General features: G+C 65.0%; 4 protein-coding genes. 3 read left to right on the forward strand and 1 reads right to left on the reverse strand.

What is annotated here, in order from left to right:
• The 3 genes from QZY48_RS15800 to QZY48_RS15810 form a co-directional block, all read left to right on the forward strand.
• On the forward strand, positions 1–1500 hold a 1500-nt coding region (locus QZY48_RS15800), incomplete at its 5' end, for a DEAD/DEAH box helicase family protein (RefSeq protein ID WP_295432540.1).
• A 185-nt stretch (positions 1501–1685) separates the two neighbouring features.
• Positions 1686–2396: a phospholipase D family protein gene (locus QZY48_RS15805; RefSeq protein WP_295432542.1), complete on the forward strand. Its 711-nt coding sequence runs from the start codon at positions 1686–1688 to the stop codon at positions 2394–2396.
• A gap of 176 nt (positions 2397–2572) precedes the next feature.
• Entirely contained in the window at positions 2573–3358 is a 786-nt protein-coding gene (locus QZY48_RS15810; protein ID WP_295432544.1) for a hypothetical protein, read from the forward strand.
• On the opposite strand, the gene QZY48_RS15815 is transcribed toward QZY48_RS15810, so the two are convergent.
• On the reverse strand, positions 3324–3653 hold a 330-nt coding region (locus QZY48_RS15815), incomplete at its 5' end, for a hypothetical protein (RefSeq protein ID WP_295432545.1). The two genes, QZY48_RS15810 and QZY48_RS15815, sit on opposite strands and share 35 nt — an antisense overlap.

Raw genomic sequence — 3653 nt, forward strand, 5'->3', positions numbered from 1 at the left:
ACCTACTGCCCCAATACACCCGATCACCCAGTGCCCAACCTGACCGACCTCCCGCTGCAACTCACCTACCGCACCGGCCGCGACGACCTGGTCCGCGGCTTCTTCGTCCCCTGTCTCGAGGCCGCCGTCCTTTACCGCCGCGCCGCGGGCGGCTTGATCAGCGTCGGCACGAGCGCTGGCCTCGCGCTCGCCGCCCGCGGGGTCGCGAGCCTGGCGCTGCGGCGCGGGCGGATGCGCCTCATCGTCTCCCCGCACCTGGAACCGGACGACTGCGCCGCCCTGGAACGCGCCCGCGACACCCCCGCCGCCGTGCTGCGCACCATCGCCGCCCGCAGCCTGGCCGAGATCGAAGACGCCCTGATCAAGGACCGGCTCAACGCGCTCGCCTGGCTCGCCGCCGCCGGTCTGCTGGAGATCAAGCTGGCGCTGCGCGTCACCCCGCAGGGCAGCTACGCCCGCGGCCTCTGCCATTTTCAGCCCCGGGCCAAGACCGGCGTCTTCTCCGACGACCGCGGTCACCACGTCAGCTTCTCCGGCTCCGCCAACGAGACCGCCGGGGGCCTGGTCGAGAACTTCGAGCACCTGGACGTGTTCCGCTCCTGGCAGGACCCGGAAGGCCGGGTCCAGGCCGCCATCGACGACTTCGAGTCACTGTGGACCGGCCAGGTCCCGGGCCTCTCCATCATCGACTTCAGCCAGGCCAGCTGCGTCCTCCTGGAACGCTACCGCAACCCCGATCAACCCCCGCCCGGCATCGACCCCAACCAGGTCCGCGAGCCCGGCCCCGGCGCCACCTTGACCCCGCCCGCCGGGCTCGAACTGCGCCCCTACCAGAAGGACGCCATCCGCGCCTGGAGCAAGGCCGGCGGGCGCGGTGTCTTCGCCATGGCGACCGGCTCCGGCAAGACCGTCACCGCGCTCGTGCTCGCGAGCAAGGTCGCCGAGCGCAACCGGCCCCTGGTCGTGATCATCGTCTGTCCCTTCATCAATCTCTGCCGCCAGTGGATCAGGGAGATCGCCGCCTTCGGCCTCGACGCCATCGCCTGCTTCGAGGGCCGTCACCGCTGGCAGGCGCAACTGGAGGAGGGCTACCAACGACTCACCGCCGGGCTCGACCAGGTCCAGGCCATCGTTGCCACCAACGCCAGCTTCCAAAGCGATGCCTTCCAGACCCGCCTGCGCCCACGGGTCGCGGTCGGCAATGTCCACCACCTGCTGATCGCCGACGAGGTCCACAACCTGGGCGCCGAGAACGCCCGTGCCGCACTCCCCGACGGCATCGCCCTGCGTCTGGGGCTCTCCGCCACGCCGGAGCGCCATTTCGACCCCGTGGGGACTGCCGCGGTGCTGGACTACTTCGCGCCGATCGTGTACCAATACACCCTACCGCAGGCTATTGCCGACGGCCGCTTCTCTCAGGATGCTGACACCTTTGATTTGCCTGCGGCATCTGCGAGAAGTTACGTATACTGCCCCTGGAAGGCCCCCGCGGCACTATGAGTGTGACCCGGTCAGGCTGCGATCGACAACCGAAGCCCGGACGCGGTTCATCGCCGGTTGCCCCGCCACCCGGTAAACGCGACAGCAGACAGCCAGCGCCACATTGGGGATAATCACGCCAACCTGGGCGCCCCAACGGTCGCTCACCGCTCAGTTCCCTTCCCCCGAGGCAAGGACCCTGACCCATGGCCAAGTTTCTCAACACCAGTGCGACCAACTACTTTCTGGAAGAGCTGATCAAGGCCGCCCGGGAGCGCCTGATCATCATCAGCCCCTTCCTCAAGTTCAACGACCGCATCCGCGAACTGCTCGAAGACAAGGACCGCATGAAGATCGACGTGCGGATCGTCTACGGCAAGAGCGAACTGGCACCCCACGAGATCAACTGGCTGCGCTCGCTGGCCTTCGTCCGCACCAGCTTCTGCCAGAACCTCCATGCCAAGTGCTACCTGAACGAGCACTCAGCCATCATCACCTCGATGAACCTCTACGATTTCAGCCAGGTCAACAACAACGAGATGGGTGTCTTCGTCGACCGCGACCAGGAGGCGGATCTGTACCGCGAGACCTACGAAGAGGCGCAGCGCCTGATCCGGGTCAGCGAAGAGGTCCGACTCTCGGCCGAGAAGGTCGAGCAGCCGAAGGACGAGGGGCGCGAGCCGGCCGCCGGGGCCGCGGACGAAAACGGCTTCGAGAAGCTCACCACCTCCAAGCTCGCCAAGGTGCTTGGGATGCGGACCGGGGAACTGGGCGACAAGTTGCTGAGTGCGGGGCTGGTCGAGCGGGATGGGGAGCATTTCAAGCTCACCGCTAAGGGTAAGGCGGCGGGAGGGGAATTGAGAACGTCCGGGAAGTTTGGGCCGTATTTTTTGTGGCCGGCGGATTTGCACCTCTGATGCTGGCGGCGACCGGTTACAGAGAGTGCCTCTGCGCGTCGCGAAGGGAAAAGGCAGCTAGCCCACAGGGTCGGCTCACGCTCCGGTAACCCTGTCTTCGTGGGCCTTGTGCTCCACTGCTCTCCCACGCTCCGAATACTTGCCCAGTCTCCCTCTTAATGCCGAAGTACCTAACCATGAATCGACGTCAGGTCCTGCAAGCCGCCGCATCCTGGAAAACGGCTGCATCAATTACCGGTTGGACGCCGGAAAGCTTTCGTAGCAGACGTGATGATCCGGCTGGGATTGACGGCTGGATCGAGACGCACTTGCGACCCAGCAGTTGCACCATGCTGGTGGTGGATGCCCGCGACCCTGGGGCGCGCGCCCAAACGTCCGCCTGGGCCGAGCGATTGGGTGGACTGGAGGAACCGGGCCTGCGCACTGCGCTCGTCCTCGGCGATGCTGCGCCCGATCCCGGTGCGCCCTGGCGTGCCGCCCTGCACACCCGCCTTGATGGCGTTTGTGACATCAGCCCCCAGCGGGCGCGCCTGCGCGCGGCGGCGCTTGCCATCTACATAGATGCTCTGCTTATGCTGACACCTACCCTGATCGGCTACGATGCCTTGGATGTCCGCAGGGTGCTAAAATCCGGTGCGACCCTGCGAACAGGCGCAACGCTCTGGGGCCGGAAATCCCGGCGCGCACAGGCGTTCTGTGGGCTCTGGGCCGAACTGACACCCGACCGCCTTAGCGGGGCACTGGTCTGGCTGCACGGCGGCGCCGACCTCAGCATGGACGATTTGGACTGGTTGCACGATGAGATCGGGGAACGTCTGCCGGAGACGGCCATTGCTGTCCCTGTACTCTTCCCCCATTCCGGGTGGCCAGCAGGCCGCCAGGTGCTGGGTAGGGTGTTCAATATCCCACCAATATCACAAACTAATATCATGCAGTTTTCGTGTTTGATACCCAATCGATGAGAGCATGCCGACGCCGGGCCAGCATCGACGCACCGATATGCGTTTTTGCCCAGTTCTCGACATCAATAGTACGCACTGATTCCATTGCCTCCCGAATCAACGGAGTCGCCAGGTCGGCGATGAAGGCAGGAATCGCAAGCAGCAGCTTGCCGATCTCCTTGAGTGGCGCTCTGGTGGTGAAGCATTTGTATTTCCCGAAGACCGATTCGATGATATCGGAGGAGGCCAGCCAGACACTATCAGTCGGAATCTTGGCGGCTTCCACTGCGACCTTTGCGAGCATCTGTTGGGTAAA

The sequence above is a fragment of the uncultured Thiodictyon sp. genome, assembly GCF_903828115.1.
Taxonomy (GTDB): domain Bacteria; phylum Pseudomonadota; class Gammaproteobacteria; order Chromatiales; family Chromatiaceae; genus Thiodictyon.

Coding starts and splice junctions, on each gene's coding strand:
- QZY48_RS15805 (WP_295432542.1), top strand. CDS start 1,686: ATGGCCAAGTTTCTCAACACCAGTGCGACCAACTACTTTCTGGAAGAG.
- QZY48_RS15810 (WP_295432544.1), top strand. CDS start 2,573: ATGAATCGACGTCAGGTCCTGCAAGCCGCCGCATCCTGGAAAACGGCT.